The sequence below is a fragment of the Microbacterium sp. NPDC060117 genome (genome assembly GCF_042729315.1).
Classification (GTDB): Bacteria; Actinomycetota; Actinomycetes; order Actinomycetales; family Microbacteriaceae; genus Microbacterium.
In genome coordinates, this window is sequence record NZ_JBHWXR010000002.1 from 687,276 (window position 1) to 704,192 (window position 16,917).

Consider the following 16,917-nt stretch of genomic DNA (forward strand, 5'->3'; position numbering starts at 1 on the left):
ATCACCCGAGCGCGTCCGGTCCCTCCGTCACGAGCAGGTGGAACTGCGCCGCGTCGAGGATCCGCAGTCCGAGCTCCTCCGCCTTGGCGAGCTTGGAGCCGGCGCCGGGTCCCGCGGCCACGAAGTCGGTCTTCTTCGAGACGCTCGACGCGGCCTTGCCCCCGGCCTTGATGATCGCCTCCTGCGCCCCCTCACGGGTGTAGCCGTCGAGGGATCCTGTCGCGACGATGGTGAGACCGTCGAGCACACCGCCCTCCGCGGCTGCGGCCCCGGGTCCAGGATGTCCGGGCGTCGCCCATTGCACACCCGCGTCGGCCCAGCGCTGCACGATGTCCTGGTGCCAGTCGACGGTGAACCAGTCCAAGAGCGAGTCGGCGATGATCCCGCCGACGCCCTCGACCGCGGCGAGCTCCTCACGGGACGCGGCGCGGATCGCATCCAGGGATCCGAACCACTGCGCCAGCGCACGTGCGGCGACCGGCCCGACGTGGCGGATGTTCAGCGCGACCAGCAGACGCCACAGGTCCTTGGTCTTCGCCTTCTCGAGCTCGGCGAGCAGCTTGACCGCCTGGGAGGACGGTTGGGCGGCGTTGACACCCTCCTTCTTCTCCGCGGCCGTGGGGTTGCGCCGGAACGGAGCACGGGTCTTCACGATCCCGTCCTCGTCCTCCTTCGGGAGTCCCGTCTCCGCGTCGCGCACGACGACCTCGATGGGCACGAGCCGCTCGAGCGTGAGGGTGAACAGGCCCGCTTCGGTCTCGAGCGGCGGCACCGCGGGGTGGCTCGGCTGCGTGAGCGCGGCTGCGGTGACCTCGCCGAGCGCCTCGACGTCGAGAGCCCCGCGCGAACCGATGTGCTCGACGCGGCCGCGCACCTGCGCGGGGCACGATCGCGTGTTCGGACACCGCAGGTCGATGTCGCCCTCCTTGGCCGGAGCCAGGATCGACCCGCACTCGGGGCAGCGCTCCGGCATCACGAACTCGCGCTCGGAGCCGTCCCGCCGCTCGACCACCGGGCCGAGCACCTCGGGGATCACGTCGCCGGCCTTGCGCAGCACCACCGTGTCGCCGATGAGCACGCCCTTGGCCTTCACCACGTCCTTGTTGTGCAGCGTGGCCTGGCGGACGACACTGCCGGCGACGTGGGCGGGTGCCATGACCGCGAATGGCGTGGCGCGGCCGGTGCGGCCGACCGAGACCACGATGTCGAGCAGTGTGGTCTGCACCTCCTCCGGCGGGTACTTGTATGCGATCGCCCAGCGCGGCGCGCGGCTCGTGGCGCCGAGCTCGTCGTGGAGGTCGAGTTCGTCGACCTTCACGACGATGCCGTCGAGCTCGTGCTCGATGTCGTGCCGGTGCTCCCCGAAGTACGCGACGAACTCTGCGACCTCGTCGATCGTGGCGCACACCCTCGTGTGCGGGCTCGTGGGCAGGCCCCAGCTCGCAACGAGTCCATAGATCTCGCTCTGCGCGGCGACGGGCGGATCCGGCCAGGCGCCGATGCCGTGCACATACAGCGCGAGCGAGTCGACGCGGAGCAGCCCCGCCTCGAGCTCCATGCCGTCCTTCTTGTCCAGCTGCTGACGCAGGCCCCCGCTCGCGGCGTTGCGCGGGTTCGCGAACGACGGGAACCGCCGCGCCGCTGCGGTGCGCGCCTTCTCCTCGTCGAACGGCTTCTTGGCGCCGCCACGTGCTTCCCACCGTTCCAGGGCCTCGGTGTAGGCGCGGTCGCGGAAGGCGGCCTGCGCGGCGTTCAGCCGCTCGAACGCGGCGACCGGGATGAACACCTCGCCGCGCACCTCGACGATCGCCGGGTGTCCGGATCCGCCGAGCCGCTCGGGGATGCCTGCGACGCGCAGGGCGTTCTCGGTCACGATCTCGCCGACCCGGCCGTCACCGCGCGTGGCCGCAGAGGTGAGCACGCCGTTCTCATAGCGCAGGTTGATCGCGAGTCCGTCGATCTTGAGCTCCGTGAGCCAGGCCACGTCGCGGCCCGCGGCGGCCCGGGTCTTCGCGGCCCAGTCCCGCAGCTCCTCGATCGAGAAGACGTTGTCGAGGCTGAGCATGCGCTCGGCGTGCTCGATGGTCTGCAGCCCCGTGGCCTCGGCGGCTCCCACCATCTGGGTCGGCGAGTCCTGCCCCTGCAGCTCCGGATGCAGGCGTTCGATCTCCTCGAGCCGGTGCATCCAGCCGTCGTAGGTGGCGTCGTCCACGAGAGACGTGTCACGCCCGTAGTACGCGTCCTTCGCCTCCAGGATGCGGGTGGTCAGCTCCTCGGCCTCGACACGGGCGGCTTCCAGCGAGATGTTCTCCGGCACCTGGCCAGTCTAGGAGGGGGTGCCGACGTCGCCCGAGCGGCGCGACTCACACGGCGCTCAGCAGCGTGGCGACCGAGACGCGCATCCGGGCCAGCACGGGGATCAGCACCGCCGCTTCGGTGAGCAGCGTCCCTACGCCGACGAGCACCCCGACACCGCCGAGGTCGAGCTGATACGGCACGACCTCGTAGAACGGGGCGAGCATCACGACGGCGAGCACGGCCGACACCGCGATCACGGCGAGCGCGAGCAGCACTGCGGTGATGACGTGGATGAGCGCCTGCAGCACGGCCGCACGCACGATGACCGCGTCGGTCGCTCCGCTCGCCGAGAGCAGTGCCTGTTCCCGCGCCTGGATCCGGTTGCTCATGAAGATCACGACTGCAGTCCCTACGCCTGCCAGCAGCAGTGGTCCGCCGAGCAGCACCACGACCTGCCCGAACTCGAGACCGCCGAACGGCTCCCCCGCGGCCCGCGCCGCCGCGCCCCAGACGGTCGTCACCGTGTAGAGGCCGCCCAGCATCGCCGCTCCCGTGAACAGCGGCGTGATCGATGCCGTGCTGCGACCGAGGTGGTACCGCGCCTCGTGCCGCGCGAGATACCACGACGAGGACGCCCGCGCAGGCAGCAGCGCCGTCCATCCGCGCAGCAACGGGGCGTAGAGCACGGGCCCGCCCGCGACGATCACGAGCGTCAGCAACGGGGCGATGAGCGGCGTCTGGGAGATCAGCGTGTTCCGATCGTCCGGCATCGCCACAGCGGCCGACGACAGCCACGACCGCACCGCCGCGCCGGTGCCGACGACCATCAGCCCGAACAGCGTCCAGCGCCACCACCGCATCCCCCGCGTGCGCGGCTCCGGCTCCCGCAGCGCCTCCAGCGCCGGGGTGAGCGCGGCCCGGCGCGCGGCGGGCAGACCACCGAGCAGGGCGATCAGGAGCACCCCGCACCCGATGAACAGCGCCGTGACCGGGCCGACCACAGCCGATGTCTCGGTGAACCCGCCCGAGGCGCCTTCGAACGCCAGGCGCAGCGCGACCGGTGCGCCCACCAGGGTCGCGGCGAACCCGAGCCCCGCACCGATCAGGCTCAGCGCGATCACCTGGCAGAGCACCACGACGGCGACCTGCCGCGGCGTCACTCCACTCAGCTGCCAGCGCGCGTATACGGCCCTTCCGAGCTCCACGGCGAGCCGCGCCACCGCCGAGGTCACCCCGATCGCGCTCACGCCGCTGAAGACCAGGATCATCGATGAGACGCCGCTGATCCCTGTCCCGAGACGTCCCCCTGCGTGCATCCCCGTCTCCAGGAACGACGCACCGATCCCGAGCGACACGCCCGCGACGGCCGTCACGAGCACGAGCCCCGCCCAGGAGCGCCAATCCGCGCGCAGCTCCCCCGCCCACAGCCCGATCATGCACCCACCCCCGCAGGAGACACCGGCGATGAGGGTGCGGCGTGCTGTGCCGCGAGGATCTGGGCCGCGGTGGGTCGGATGAGCTCCGCGACGACCAGCCCGTCCCGCAGTACGACCGTGCGATCTGCGCGGGCCGCGGCATCCAGGTCGTGAGTGACCAGCATCACCGAGCGGTCGCCGTTCGTGTAGCCGCGCAACAGATCCAGAACGACGCCGCCGGATGTCGTGTCGAGTGCGCCGGTCGGCTCGTCCGCGAAAAGCACCGACGGTCGGGCCGCAAGCACCCGGGCCACTGCAACGCGCTGCTGTTGCCCTCCGGAGAGCTGTCCCGGGCGCATTCCGCCCTGCGCGGCGAGCCCCACCGCGGCCAGGGCACCGGCGATGTCGGGCCTCGCACGTCGGGCGAGCCGTGCCGGCAACGCCACGTTCTCGCGCACGGACAGCGACGGGATGAGGTTGTACGCCTGGAAGACGAACCCGATACGGTCGCGTCGCAATTGCGCACGCTGGGCGGTGGAGGCGGTGTGCAGGGCGACCCCGCCGAGCAGCACCTCGCCGCCCTCCACCTGCTCGAGCCCCGCAAGACAGTAGAGGAGCGTCGACTTGCCGGATCCGCTCGCCCCCACGATGCTGACCATCTCGCCCGCCGCGACGTCGACGTCGATCCCGCGCAGTACCGGGGTGCGCTCTCGACCGGTCTGATAGCTCTTCGTCACGTTTCGGGCCTGCAGGATCCATGTCATGACTCCAGTCCACCGGTGGCAGCTGGAGCGCGCAGCGGCGCACGGACGACGATCGGGGTAGCGCCAGGTCTACTCTTTCCGTTGCGTCGCGGTCGCCCTCCGAGGCCGTCCATAGACTGACCGGATGAGCACGGATCCCACGGTGCCCCGACGTCGTCCGGAGACCGTCGCTCAGTCCCTCATGAGCGCACCCTGGCGTCTCCTGCTGTCGCCGTGGCCGTGGCGCGCCCTGCTGTTCCTGCTCGCCTCAGCCGTGCTCGGCCTTCTGCTGCTGGTGCTCTTGCCGCTCACCCTCCTGCTGCTGCCGCTGTGGGGCATTCTCTGCGGGATGCTGGAGCGGCGACGACTGCCGCTGCTGGGGTTCGCGCGGATCCCGTCCGGGCATGTGCGCGTCGCTCCGGACCAGAGGCACAACTGGCTGAACATCCGGCTGACCGAGCCCGCCACCTGGCGGGAGGCGGCGGTGCTGCTCGTGGATCTGGTCGCGGGGGTGGCGGCGCTGATCGTCCTGTTCTTCGAGGCGATGGCGCTCATCGTCGTCGTGGGCGTCCCCATCGTCGCCCTCGTCCGCGGTGACCTCGACATCCGGCTCTTCGGCGATGCCAGGATCCAGTTGGACGGCGCGACCTGGTGGCTCCCGCCGCTCGCCCTTCTCGTCGTCCTGATCGCGGCGGCCTATCTGAATCTCCTCCTCGCCACCGCTCAGGGCTTCGCGGTGCGCTGGCTGCTCGCCCCGCGCGGCGCCGAGATCGCGCAGCGGATCGAGCGCCTCACGCGCTCCCGCGCCGCCGTGGTGACGGCCCACGAGGACGAGCGTCGACGCATCGAGAGGGATCTGCACGACGGCGTCCAGCAGGAGCTGGTGCTGCTCGCCGGTCGTCTCGGAATGCTGGAACTGGAGCTCGCCGCGCTCGGCCCCGAGGCCGAACCCGGTCGTGTGGCGCTGACCGCCGCGCAGGATCAGGTGGAGCGGGCATCCGCCTCTCTGAGGGAGTCGGTGCGCGGGATCCATCCCGCGGTGCTCACCGACCGAGGCCTCGGTGCCGCGCTCGAGGAGCTGGCAGGTCGCGCGCCATTGCGGGTGGTCCTGCGCCTCGATCGGCTGGGCCGCGCCGCCCCGAGCGTCGAAGCCGCGGCCTATGCGGTCGTACGCGAAGCGCTCACCAACGTGGTGAAGCACACGGACGCGACCCACGTCCTCGTGGTCGCTCACACGGATCCGGAGCTGCTCGAGATCCGAGTGCGCGACGATGGCCGGGGTGAAGCCGATCCGGCACGCGGCACAGGGCTCTCGGGCCTCGTCGCGCGCGCGGCGGCGCTCGACGGCGACCTCGTGATCGCCTCGCCGCCCGGCGGGCCCACAACACTTGTGCTGACGATGCCGCGCGGTCTCGGCGGAGGATCCGAGGACGACTCCGGCCGACCCGAGGAGGTGCCCGATGCGAATCCTCTTCGCTGAGGACTCCGCCCTGCTGCGCGAGGCGCTGACCGCGCTGCTCGTGCGACTCGATCACGACGTGTTCGCGACGGCGTCGTCCGCCGACGAGCTGCTCACCCGGTACCGCGCGGCCGATCCTGTCCCCGATCTGATCATCACCGACGTACGGATGCCGCCTGGCGGCTCCGATGACGGCCTGCGTGCCGCGCTCCGGATCCGGGCGTCCCGTCCGTCCCAGCCGATCCTGGTGCTGTCGCAGTACATCGCCGACCGCTATGCGCGCGAGCTGCTCACCCTTCCCGAAGGCGGGATCGGCTATCTGCTCAAGGACAGGGTGAACCGGATCTCCGACTTCGCACACGCACTCGACACGATCGCCTCGGGCGGCACGGTGATCGACCCCGAAGTCGCCCGCCATCTGCTGCGTCGCGACGAGCCGGGCCTCCTGGGCGCGCTCACACCGCGCGAACGCGAAGTGCTCGCGCTCATGGCGCAGGGCGCGTCGAACGGCGATATCGCCCGGGCGCTGCATCTGAGCGATGCTGCCGTCCGCAAACACGTCGGAAACATCTTCACCGGTCTGGGACTCGCGCCCACGGAGGAGAACCGCCGGGTTCGGGCGATCCTGCTGTTCCTGCAGGGATGACGGCCGCGGAGCACACCGCCGCGCGCGATCTCAGAGCCGGGCGATGGTCTCGATGTCCGCCCTGAACTCGGCGATCTCATCCGCCGACACGGTTGCACGCGTGCTCTCCAGAGCCCGCGCGTAGTCGTCCGTGTCGAGTGCTGAGGCCGTTGCGCCGTCCTGCAGCGCCCGCGCCAGCGCCTCCTGGGACGCACGCCGCGCGGCGTACTCGATGTCGGCCGGGGTCAGGCCCTCGCTCGTCGTGACCAGCCTGTCCAGATCCACGTCGCCGGCGGACTCGGCCGGGATGTACCGCGCCCAGATCGCGCGGCGGGCATCGGAATCGGGCAGGCCGATCGGGATCACGTAGTCGAAGCGCCCGTGCCGGAGGAACGCCGCGTCGAGCGCGCGCACGAAGTTCGTCGCGCAGATGAGGATCCGTCCCTCCCTGTCACGGAAGTCGGCGACGAGCTTCAGCAGTTCGTTCGTGACGCCCTGCGTGGGCGACGGCGGCGTGCCGCCGCGGCGGGAGGCGATCTCCTCGACCTCGTCGATGAAGACCACCGCGTGCTCGAGCTCGTCGATCGTCTCGAACGACGAGCGCAGCCCGCTCGCGAGGCCGGCGCCGCCATCGGCCAGCCGCGATGGGAACAGCTCGACGAAGGGCCAATCCAGCCGTGAGGCCACGGCGCGCGCGAACGTGGTCTTGCCGGTTCCCGGCGGGCCGAACAGCATGACCGCGCGCGGGGGCACCACCCCGAACCGCTCGGCGAGCTCAGGCTGGGCAAGCGGCGTCACCAGACGCTCCTCGAGCAGCGTCTTCTCATGCGTCATCCCCGCCACACGATCCCACAGGTGCGGCGGGAGGATGCGTCCGCCGACCTCCTTGAGCGCGTCGATCTCGCGCCGCTGGATCGGCATCGCGCGCTCGAGGTAGCGCACGGAGTGGTGCACGTGGAACCCGTTCTCGGTGAAGGCGCCGAGCCCTTCAGCCTCGGGGATGAGCACCGACAGCTTCGCGAGACCGAGCGGCGCCATCCTGCGCTCCAGCGCGTGCAGGAGGGACGAGCTCACCTCGGATCCGGCGTCCTCGACCGTCCCGAAGAACACGATCCATCCCTGCGCGTGCGCGCCGCGGCCGACGGCGGCCCCGACGAGCAGATCACCCTGGACCGCGACCACCGCGTGGTCCTGCTGGCACGAGGCGATCACCTCGGCGAGCGAGTAGATCGGCCACTCGTTCTCCCGCGTGACCTGCCCCCACAACCGGACGATCTGGTCCAGATCGTCCCCATGGAAATCGCGGATGTACGTCCTTGTCATGGCGGCTCCTCCGTCGGGCAGTGCACCCATCATCACAGAGTCCCGCGCACGCCGATCACGAGATGACATCGCCGACGACCGACGTCGTCGACGACCACAGCGGGCTCACACCCCGGCAGGCACCGCCGACACCGTGCGATCGATGGTGAACTGGCCGAGCACCCGTGTGCCGACATACAGCACGGCGCTCTGACCGGGCGCCACGCCGTCGAGCGGCTCGTCGGGCACGACCCGGATCGCATCCTCCGCGACGAACGCGCGTGCAGGCACCGGATCCGCGTGCGCCCGGATCTGCACCTCGCAGACGAACTCCTCCGCGACCGGCGCAGCTCCGGCCCAGGAGCGCCGCTCGCCCGAGATCTCGGCAATCGCGAGTGCTTCCTTCGGGCCGACCACGACGGTGTTCGACACCGGGCGCACCTCGAGCACGAACCGCGGCTTGCCGTCGGGGGCGGGCACGCCGAGGCGCAGTCCACGGCGCTGCCCGACGGTGAACGCGTGCGCGCCGTCGTGCGTGCCGACGACGTTGCCGCCCCGGTCCAGGATCTCTCCCTGCTCGGCGCCGACCTTCTCGGCCAGCCAGCCACGGGTGTCGCCGTCCGGGATGAAGCAGATGTCGTGGCTGTCGGGCTTCTGCGCCACGCTCAATCCGCGCTCCGCGGCCTCGGCCCGCACGAGCGCCTTGGACGGCGTGGATCCGAGCGGGAAGTAGGTATGCGCGAGCTGCTCGGCGTTCAGCACACCCAGCACGTAGGACTGGTCCTTGGCCGCATCGGAAGCGCGGTGAAGTTCGAGGCCGTCGGCGCCGTCGACGAGCGTGGCGTAATGTCCGGTGCACACGGCGTCGAAACCGAGCTCCATCGCACGCTCCAGGAGAGCGGCGAACTTGATCTTCTCGTTGCAGCGCAGGCACGGATTCGGGGTGCGGCCGGCGCGGTACTCCGCGACGAAGTCGTCGATCACGTCCTCGCGGAACCGTTCGGAGAAGTCCCAGACGTAGAACGGGATCCCGAGGAGGTCGGCGGCGCGGCGCGCATCCATCGCGTCCTCGATCGTGCAGCAGCCGCGGCTGCCGGTGCGCAGGGTTCCACCCGCACGCGATAGCGCGAGGTGCACGCCGACGACGTCGTGACCCGCTTCGACGGCGCGCGCCGCCGCCACCGCGGAGTCCACTCCCCCGCTCATCGCCGCCAGCACACGCATGGATCCAGTGTACGAGCGCACGACTGAGCAGGCGCCGGGCGCCGCACGACCGCGACCGCGGCGAAACACCCCGTCCTGGGAGTCAGCGTGCCTCGACTCGCTCCGGCTCCACCGGTGCTCGCCCGACGGCCCCGGGGCTACGCCGCGCCTGAAGCCCGTTCGTACGCGCCGCCGATCGCAGTGAGCACCGCGTCGACGTCGGCATCGGACGAGGTCCGCCCCAGCGTGAACCGGATCACGCTGCGCGCCTCGGCCTCGCTGCGTCCGAGTGCCTGGACGACGTGCGAGGGCTCCGCGATCCCGGCCTGGCAGGCGGATCCGGCCGATGCCGAGACCCCCGCCACGTCGAGCAGGAAGAGCAGGCTCTCGCTCGGCGCGCCGGGGAACAGCAGGTGCGCGTTGCCCGGCAGCCGCCCGGCGGGATCCGGATCCCCGAGCACCTCGGACGCGGACACTCGCTCGCGGATCCCCGCCACGAGACGATCGCGCAGCGCACCCAGCCGCACGGACTCCGCGGCTCGCTCGGCGATGGCGAGCTCCGCGGCGAGCGCGAACGCGGCAGCACCGGCGACGTCCTGCGTGCCGGAGCGGAGTCCGCGCTGCTGCCCTCCGCCGTGCTGCAGCGGCGCGAGGCGGGCCGTGCGGGCGACGACGAGCGCCCCCGTGCCGGTGGGCGCACCGATCTTGTGCCCGGCGACGCTGAGCGCCACGAGGCCGGCACCCGCCGGCGCGTCGCCGCGGAGCTTCGCGAACGACAGCGGCAGATGCCCGAAAACCGCGACGGCGTCCAGATGCAGGGGAACCTCGGCCGACGCGGCGGAAGTGGCGAGCGCGACGGCGTCGTTGACCGTGCCCACCTCATTGTTCGCGATCAGCGCGGTGGCCAGGGCCACTCCGTCGGATGCCAGCGCAGCGGCGAAGGCGTCGAGGGGGATCCGCCCCACCGCGTCCAGGCCGACCGACCTCGCGCGGGCGCCCCCAGCCGCGAGTGCGGCGACGGTGTCGAGCGTCGCGTGGTGCTCCCCGTCCGGAAGCACGATCGCGTCGCTCCCCTCCGGACGGGAGCGCCACAGTCCCTGTACGGCGAGGTTCACCGACTCGGTGCCCCCCGAGGTGAGCACGACCTCGATCGGATCGCACCCCAGTGCCGACGCGAGACGCTCGCGCGACTCCTCCAGGATCCGACGTGCCCGCTGTCCGGCGCCGTGCGTGGAGGAGGCGTTGCCGGTCTGCCGGGCGACGCGCAGCCACTCGTCGGCGGCTTCGGGCCGCAGGTCGGTGGTGGCCGCATGATCCAGGTAGTGCACCCCACCACTCTCGCACCTCGGCCTGGGACGGGACTCGGTGGCACGGATCGCGGGACGCGGTGGCATCCCGACCGGCTCCTGCCGCGTATTCTGTCCCTCATGTGTCCGCATGCGATAGAGGACGAGACGCCGGCACCCGACGGCGACACCTGCTCCCTGTGCAGCCCGTCCCTGGACGACCTCGGCGTCCGACTCCACGACGGGACCGCCACGCTGCGCGTCTGGTCGCAGAACGCGTCCGCGATCGAGCTCGTGATCTTCGATGAGACCGACCTGGACTGGGAGACCGCACAGCTCGCGCTCGAGCGCGAGCCCGGAGGCGTGTGGGAGATCACGACCGAGCTGCTGCAGCCGGGAACGCGCTACGCTCTGCGCGTGGACGGGGCACACAGCCCTGGCAACACGTTCAACCCGGAGACGCTCCTGCTCGACCCGTACGGGCGGGGCCTCGCCCAGGGCGACGGTTACGAGGAATGGCGCTCGGTCGTCATCGCCGACGGATTCGACTGGGGCGACGTCGCCAAGCCGCAGACGCCCCTCGACCGCACCGTGATCTACGAGGGCCACGTCAAGGGGCTGACCAAGCGCCACCCCGGTGTTCCGCCCGCGCTCCACGGCACCTACGCCGGAGTCGCGAACCCCGCGATGATCGCGTACTACCAGGAGCTCGGCATCACCGCCGTCGAGCTGCTGCCGGTGCAGGCGTTCGCGTCGGAGCCGCGGCTGCTGGACCGCGGCCTGACGAACTACTGGGGCTACAACACCCTGAACTTCTTCACGCCGCACACGGCGTACGCGACCGAGGATGCGCGCAAGGACGGGCCCGAGGCCGTGCTGCGCGAGTTCAAGGGCATGGTGAAGCTCCTGCACGAGGCCGGCATCGAGGTGATCCTCGACGTCGTGTACAACCACACGAACGAAGAGGGCATCGGCGGCCCGCGCACGAGCCTGCGCGGCATCGACAACGCGCTCTACTACCGGCAGCAGCAGGACGGCAGCTACATCGACACCACCGGCTGCGGCAACACCCTGGACACGGCCACCCCGGCAGCGGCGCGTCTGGTGCTGGACTCCCTGCGTTACTGGACGACCGAGATGCAGGTCGACGGATTCCGCTTCGATCTGGCCACCGCGCTCGGGCGCGACGAGGCGAACGCCTACACGCCGGAGCATCCGCTGCTGCAGGCGATCAGGACGGATCCGGTGCTCGCCGACGTCAAGATCATCGCCGAACCCTGGGATGTGGGTTTCGGCGGCTGGCAGACCGGCAACTTCCCGACCGGGTGGAGCGAGTGGAACGACCGCTACCGGGATCGCGTGCGCAACTTCTGGCTCAGTGACATCGACTACGCCCGGCGGGCCTCTGCGCCAACTGGCATCGGCGGATTCGCGAACCGCCTCGCGGGATCCGCGAACACGTTCAGCGACGAGCGGGGCCCGCTCGCCAGCATCAACTTCGTCACGGCGCACGACGGCTTCACCCTGCACGATCTGGTCTCCTACGACGTCAAGCACAACGAGGCCAACGGCGAGAACAACCACGACGGCGCCGACATGAACCGCTCCTTCAACCATGGCGCCGAGGGACCCACCGACGACCCCGCCATCCTCGCCGCCCGGCGCAAGGCGATGCGCAATCTGCTGGGCACCCTGATGTTCTCGGCCGGCGTGCCGATGCTCACCGCCGGCGACGAGTTCGGGCGCACCCAGCGCGGCAACAACAACGCGTACTGCCAGGACTCGGCGCTCAGCTGGCTGAACTGGGAGCACGAGCCCTGGCAGCAGGACCTGTTCGCACACGCGTCGCTGCTCACCAGGCTGCGCGACGAGAACCCGGCCCTGCGCCCGCTCCGATACGCCCGTCTCGGCGAGCACATCCCGAACGCCTCGGTCATGGACTGGTTCGATCAGGACGGCGACACGATGGAGGTCGAGCAGTGGAACGACCCCCGCAACCGCACGCTGCAGTACGTGGCGTCGTCCACGCCCGACACCGAGGCCTTCAACCGGATCCTCCTCGTCGTGCACGGCACCGAGTCGCCGATCGATGTCCGACTGCCCGTGATCGACGGCGTGTCGCGGTACGTCGCGCTCTGGTCGAGCGCGGACGAACGCCCCTCGGCCGTCGAGACGGTGCACCGGCCGGGTGACGTGCTGGCCCTTCCCGGCACGTCGATGCGACTCTTCCGCGCGGAGTGACCCGCCCGTTACCTCTTCCGACCTCGGAGCGCGGTAGGTTCAGGGTGTGTCCGAACGATCTGCCGCACAGTCCTCGTCCGATGCTCTCCGCAGCACCGCGCAGATCCCGGTGCGCGCACTGCCCGACAACGATGCGGCGGACGCGCAGACCACGCGCATCCCGCTGGCGGATCCGTCCCCCGCGGCCCCCGAGGGCTTCCACCCCAAGGCGTTCGCCGGTGAGGTGATCCCGTTCCGGGTCGTGGCTTTCCGCGAGGGCCACGACATCATCGGCGTACACCTGCGGCTGCGCACGCCGAACCATCAGGAGAGCCTGCACCGCCTCACGCCGAGGGGCGACGGGACCGACCGCTGGCAGGTCGACGTCGCCCTCGACGAGACGAACGCGTGGACGTTCCGCTTCGAGGCGTTCGCCGACGAGTTCGCCACCTGGGCTCATGCGGCGGAGCTGAAGATCGCCGCCGGCGTGGACGTCGAGGTGATGCGCGCGCTCGGCGCGCAGCTGCTGACGCGCGCCGCCAAGGACAAGTCCCGTCCGAAGCCCGAGCGCAAGCGCCTCGCCGCCGTCGCCGAGGGACTGAGTTCCCCCGGTGGGACCGCGGAGGAGGCGCTCGCCGTCGCGACCGACCCGCAGCTGGCCGCCCTCTTCGCCGACCGTCCGCTCACTGCGCTCGATTCGGCGACGCCGTGGCAGACGATACTGGTCGAGCGCACGATCGCCGGGGCCGCCGCGTGGTACGAGTTCTTCCCGCGCTCCGAGGGCGCCGTGCGCACCACCGACGGCACGATCGCGAGCGGCACGTTCTCCACCGCGGCCGAGCGCCTCCCCGCGGTCGCCGCGATGGGCTTCGACGTGCTGTACCTCCCCCCGATCCACCCGATCGGCCGCCTCAACCGCAAGGGGCCGAACAACACGCTCACCGCAGGACCCGCGGACCCGGGTTCGCCCTGGGCCGTCGGAGCGGCGGAGGGCGGGCACGACGCCGTGCACCCCGATCTCGGCACCCTCGCCGACTTCCGCGCCTTCGTGGATAAGGCGAACGCGCTGGGCCTCGAGGTCGCGCTCGACCTCGCGCTGCAGGCAGCCCCCGACCACCCCTGGGTGAAGGACCACCCGGAGTGGTTCACAGAGCTCCCCGACGGCACCATCGCGTACGCGGAGAACCCTCCGAAGAAGTACCAGGACATCTACCCGCTGAACTTCGACCGGGATCCGGTGGGCCTGTACACCGAGGTGCTGCGGATCGTGGAGCACTGGATCGCGCAGGGCGTCAAGATCTTCCGCGTGGACAACCCCCACACCAAGCCGCTGCGGTTCTGGGAGTGGCTCATCCGCACCGTGAACACCAAGCATCCCGACGTGGTGTTCCTCGCCGAGGCGTTCACCCGCCCCGCGCCCATGCGGGGTCTCGCCGCCGTCGGATTCCAGCAGAGCTACAGCTACTTCACCTGGCGCAACACGAAGGCGGAGCTGGAGGAGTTCCTGCTCTCCGTCTCGCACGAGACGGCCGACTACATGCGGCCGAACCTGTTCGTGAACACCCCCGACATCCTCACCGAGTACCTCCAGTTCGGCGGGCGCGCGGCCTACAAGATCCGTGCCGCGATCGCCGCGACCGGGGCTCCCCTGTACGGCGTGTACGCCGGCTACGAGCTGTTCGAGAACGTCGCCCGTCCGGGCTCGGAGGAGAACATCGACAACGAGAAGTACGAGTATAAGCTGCGCGACTGGGCGAAGGCCGAGGCGGAGGGACGCTCGCTCGCGCCCTACCTGACGCGGCTCAACGAGATCCGCCGTGCACATCCGGCGCTGCGGCAGCTGCGCAATCTGCAGCTGCACTGGAGCGACGACGACGCGGTCCTGGTGTTCTCCAAGCACCTGGACGCGCCCTTCACCGGCACGGACTCGGGCGACACGATCATCGTCGTCGCCAACGTCGACCCGCACTCGGTGCGGCAGACGACCGTGCATCTCGACACCCTCGCCTGGGGAGTCGAGCCCGGAACGGCGTACGAGGTCGAGGACCTCGTCACCGGATCCGTCTGGACCTGGACGGATCACAATTTCGTGCGCCTGGACGCCTTCACGGAGCCGGTGCACATCCTCCATGTGAAGGGGCAGCCATGATCACCACTGCGATCGACGAGGCTGTGCTCGAGGCGGTGGCCTCGGGCTCGCACCACGACCCGCACTCCGTGCTCGGAGCGCACCCGCAGCCCGACTCGGGTGGCAGACGCGTGACGATCGTGCGAGCGTTGCGCCCGCTCGCCAAGGGCGTATCCGTACTGCTCGACGGCGGCGTCGAGGTGCCGCTCACGCACCTCGCCGAGGGCATCTGGGAGGGCGAGGTGACGGGACCCGCGGGCGCCTACCGGATCAAGGCGACGTACGGCGACGCTCCGGACTGGATCTCCGCCGACCCGTACCGGCACGCCCCCACCATCGGCGAGCTCGACCTGCACCTCATCCGCGAAGGCCGCCACGAACGCCTCTGGGAGGCGCTCGGCGCGCACCCGCGCTTCGTCGACGGGGACCAGGGCACCGCATTCGCCGTGTGGGCGCCGCACGCGAAGGCGGTCCGGGTCGTCGGCGACCACAACGAGTGGGACGGGCGCCTGGACGCGATGCGCTCGATGGGTTCGAGCGGCGTGTGGGAGCTGTTCCTCCCCGGCGTGGACGTCGGCGCGCACTACAAGTACGAGATCCTCACCGCGCACGGCACCTGGATCCTGAAGGCGGATCCGATGGCGCAGCTCGCCGAGGTCCCGCCCGCCACGGCCTCGATCGTCACCCGCTCGGAGTACTCCTGGGGCGACGGCGCGTGGATGACCCGCCGTGCGGCGACGCACGCCGTCGCACAGCCGATGAGCGTCTACGAGCTGCACCTCGGATCCTGGCGCCCGGGCCTCGGCTACCGGGACATCGCCGACGAGCTCATCGAGCACGTCACCGCCACCGGCTTCACGCACGTGGAGTTCATGCCCGTCGCGGAGCACCCGTTCACCGGCTCCTGGGGCTATCAGGTGACCGGCTATTACGCGGCCACGCATCGCTACGGCGAGCCCGACGATCTGAAGCACCTCATCGACCGGCTACATCAGGCCGGTATCGGCGTGATCATCGACTGGGTCCCCGGGCATTTCCCGAAGGACGCCTTCGCCCTCGCCCGCTTCGACGGCGAGGCCGTCTACGAGCACCCGGACCCGCGCCGCGGCGAGCATCGCGACTGGGGAACGCTCATCTTCGACTACGGCCGCAACGAGGTGCGCAACTTCCTCGTGGCGAACGCGCTGTTCTGGCTGGACGAGTTCCACGCCGACGGGCTGCGCGTCGACGCCGTCGCCTCCATGCTGTACCTGGACTACTCGCGCAACGACGGCGAGTGGGAGCCCAACGTGCACGGCGGACGGGAGAACCTGGAGGCGATCCGGTTCCTGCAGGAGGTCAACGCGACCGCGTACCGCAAGCACCCCGGCATCGTGATGGTCGCCGAGGAGTCGACGAGCTTCCCGGGCGTGACCGCCCCCACCGATCACAACGGGCTCGGCTTCGGGTTCAAGTGGAACATGGGCTGGATGAACGACTCGCTCGTCTACATCGAGCGCGACCCCCTGTACCGCTCGCACCATCAGGGCGAGATGACGTTCTCGTTCGTCTACGCGTTCGGCGAGAACTACATCCTGCCCATCAGCCACGACGAGGTCGTGCACGGCAAGGGCAGCCTGCTGTCGAAGATGCCCGGCGACCACGCCGCCAAGCTCGCGAACGTGCGTGCGTATCTCGGCTACATGTGGGGGCACCCGGGTAAGAACCTGCTGTTCATGGGCCAGGAGTTCGGGCAGCTCTCGGAGTGGTCCGTGGACCGCGGCCTGGACTGGTGGCTGCTCGACCAGCCCTCGCACCGGCAGCTGCAGGAGTTCGTGGGCGCGCTGAACAGCACGTACCGGCAGAACGCCCCGCTGTGGGAGCGCGATCACGACAGCAGCTCGTTCACGCGGATCGGCGCACCGGACTGGGATCCGAACATCGTCGCGTTCGTTCGCCGCGATGCGCACGGCGGGCATCTGGCGGTGATCAGCAACTTCGCGGGCTCCACGAGGCACGGCGTCCGGCTCGACCTGCCGCTCGCGGGCGGGTGGACCGAGGTGCTGAACACCGACGCCGCCGAGTTCGGCGGGCACGGCGAGGGCAATCTCGGACTCGTGTACGCGACCGACGTCGAGAACGGCTCTCCCCAGGCGACCCTGACCATCCCGGCCCTGTCGACGATCTGGCTGCGGCATCAGAAGGATCCGCACGTGCCGATCGTCAGCAAGGGCTGAGACGATTCCGCCGGTGCCGACA

Annotated in this window: 11 protein-coding genes; 5 read left to right on the top strand and 6 right to left on the bottom strand. The window is 70.6% G+C overall.

The annotated features are described in order from the left end of the window. Position 1 precedes the first annotated feature (1 nt). The 3 genes from ligA to ACFWCK_RS09475 are packed head-to-tail and all read right to left on the bottom strand — an operon-like array spanning position 2 to position 4,477. A complete protein-coding gene (gene ligA / locus ACFWCK_RS09465) occupies positions 2-2,317 on the bottom strand; it encodes an NAD-dependent DNA ligase LigA (protein WP_378805571.1) in 2,316 nt (771 codons plus the stop codon). 46 nt (positions 2,318-2,363) lie between these two features. Then, positions 2,364-3,734 (bottom strand): hypothetical protein, encoded by a 1,371-nt coding sequence (locus ACFWCK_RS09470; RefSeq protein WP_378805572.1) that lies wholly within the window; start codon positions 3,732-3,734, stop codon positions 2,364-2,366. Beyond that, positions 3,731-4,477 (bottom strand): ABC transporter ATP-binding protein, encoded by a 747-nt coding sequence (locus ACFWCK_RS09475; RefSeq protein WP_378805573.1) that lies wholly within the window; start codon positions 4,475-4,477, stop codon positions 3,731-3,733. Before ACFWCK_RS09475 ends, ACFWCK_RS09470 begins: the two co-directional genes overlap by 4 nt. Positions 4,478-4,601: 124 nt before the next feature. On the opposite strand from ACFWCK_RS09475, the gene ACFWCK_RS09480 reads away from it, so the two are divergent. Further along, positions 4,602-5,936, top strand: coding sequence for a histidine kinase (locus ACFWCK_RS09480; protein ID WP_378805574.1), 1,335 nt, complete (start codon positions 4,602-4,604; stop codon positions 5,934-5,936). Beyond that, positions 5,917-6,561 (top strand): response regulator transcription factor, encoded by a 645-nt coding sequence (locus tag ACFWCK_RS09485; RefSeq protein WP_233309900.1) that lies wholly within the window; start codon positions 5,917-5,919, stop codon positions 6,559-6,561. Before ACFWCK_RS09480 ends, ACFWCK_RS09485 begins: the two co-directional genes overlap by 20 nt. 30 nt (positions 6,562-6,591) lie before the next feature. On the opposite strand, the gene ACFWCK_RS09490 is transcribed toward ACFWCK_RS09485, so the two are convergent. The 3 genes from ACFWCK_RS09490 to ACFWCK_RS09500 form a co-directional block, all read right to left on the bottom strand. Further along, positions 6,592-7,863 carry an ATP-binding protein gene (locus ACFWCK_RS09490; protein ID WP_233309898.1) on the bottom strand — a complete coding sequence of 424 codons (1,272 nt, stop codon included), beginning with the start codon at positions 7,861-7,863 and terminating at the stop codon, positions 6,592-6,594. A 105-nt stretch (positions 7,864-7,968) separates the two neighbouring features. Beyond that, positions 7,969-9,066, bottom strand: coding sequence for a tRNA 2-thiouridine(34) synthase MnmA (mnmA, locus tag ACFWCK_RS09495; RefSeq protein ID WP_378805575.1), 1,098 nt, complete (start codon positions 9,064-9,066; stop codon positions 7,969-7,971). A 137-nt stretch (positions 9,067-9,203) separates the two neighbouring features. After that, on the bottom strand, positions 9,204-10,373 hold the full coding sequence (locus ACFWCK_RS09500; protein ID WP_378805576.1) for a cysteine desulfurase family protein: 1,170 nt from the start codon (positions 10,371-10,373) through the stop codon (positions 9,204-9,206). A 99-nt stretch (positions 10,374-10,472) separates the two neighbouring features. Between ACFWCK_RS09500 and glgX the strand changes: the two genes are divergently transcribed. The 3 genes from glgX to glgB all read left to right on the top strand — a co-directional run bounded on the left by glgX (position 10,473) and on the right by glgB (position 16,895). Then, on the top strand, positions 10,473-12,572 hold the full coding sequence (gene glgX, locus ACFWCK_RS09505; RefSeq protein WP_378805577.1) for a glycogen debranching protein GlgX: 2,100 nt from the start codon (positions 10,473-10,475) through the stop codon (positions 12,570-12,572). Positions 12,573-12,681: 109 nt separating this feature from the next. Then, the gene (locus ACFWCK_RS09510) at positions 12,682-14,700 is read left to right on the top strand and encodes an alpha-1,4-glucan--maltose-1-phosphate maltosyltransferase (RefSeq protein ID WP_378805971.1); all 2,019 of its coding nucleotides are present in this window, start codon (positions 12,682-12,684) and stop codon (positions 14,698-14,700) included. Then, positions 14,697-16,895, top strand: a complete 2,199-nt coding sequence (gene glgB, locus ACFWCK_RS09515) for a 1,4-alpha-glucan branching protein GlgB (protein ID WP_378805578.1) — start codon at positions 14,697-14,699, stop codon at positions 16,893-16,895. The genes ACFWCK_RS09510 and glgB overlap by 4 nt, the downstream gene beginning before the upstream one ends. The last annotated feature ends 22 nt before the right edge of the window (positions 16,896-16,917 follow it).